Genomic DNA, 1025 nt, shown 5'->3' with positions numbered 1-1025 from the left:
GCTGCCATCACTACCGTTCTGGCTAAAACCTACGGTGGTTCCGCTCGCGCATTCGACCAGATCGATAACGCGCCGGAAGAAAAAGCTCGTGGTATCACCATCAACACCTCTCACGTTGAATATGACACCCCGACTCGCCACTACGCGCACGTAGACTGCCCGGGCCACGCCGACTATGTTAAAAACATGATCACCGGTGCTGCGCAGATGGACGGCGCGATCCTGGTTGTTGCTGCGACTGACGGCCCGATGCCGCAGACTCGTGAGCACATCCTGCTGGGTCGTCAGGTAGGCGTTCCGTACATCATCGTGTTCCTGAACAAATGCGACATGGTTGATGACGAAGAGCTGCTGGAACTGGTTGAGATGGAAGTTCGTGAACTGCTGTCTCAGTACGATTTCCCGGGCGACGACACCCCGATCGTTCGTGGTTCTGCTCTGAAAGCGCTGGAAGGCGACGCAGAGTGGGAAGCGAAAATCATCGAACTGGCTGGCCACCTGGATACCTATATCCCGGAACCAGAGCGTGCGATTGACAAGCCGTTCCTGCTGCCGATCGAAGACGTATTCTCCATCTCCGGTCGTGGTACCGTTGTTACCGGTCGTGTAGAGCGCGGTATCATCAAAGTGGGTGAAGAAGTTGAAATCGTTGGTATCAAAGAAACCGCGAAAACCACCTGTACTGGCGTTGAAATGTTCCGCAAACTGCTGGACGAAGGCCGTGCTGGTGAGAACGTAGGTGTTCTGCTGCGTGGTATCAAACGTGAAGAAATCGAACGTGGTCAGGTACTGGCTAAGCCGGGCACCATCAACCCGCACACCAAGTTCGAATCTGAAGTGTACATTCTGTCCAAAGACGAAGGCGGCCGTCATACTCCGTTCTTCAAAGGCTACCGTCCGCAGTTCTACTTCCGTACAACTGACGTGACTGGCACCATCGAACTGCCGGAAGGCGTAGAGATGGTAATGCCGGGCGACAACATCAAAATGGTTGTTACCCTGATCCACCCGATCGCGATGGACGA

1 protein-coding gene is annotated in these 1025 nt (G+C 54.6%); it reads left to right on the top strand.

What is annotated here, in order from left to right; all coding sequences use genetic code 11:
• The coding region (tuf, locus tag ABLV76_RS08375) for an elongation factor Tu (RefSeq protein ID WP_062914393.1) at nt 1-1025 on the top strand (1025 nt) is incomplete at both ends.

This window comes from Klebsiella sp. GB_Kp047, assembly GCF_040065235.1.
GTDB lineage: Bacteria > Pseudomonadota > Gammaproteobacteria > Enterobacterales > Enterobacteriaceae > Klebsiella > Klebsiella quasipneumoniae.
This window is presented reverse-complemented; position numbering and strand designations above follow the sequence as displayed.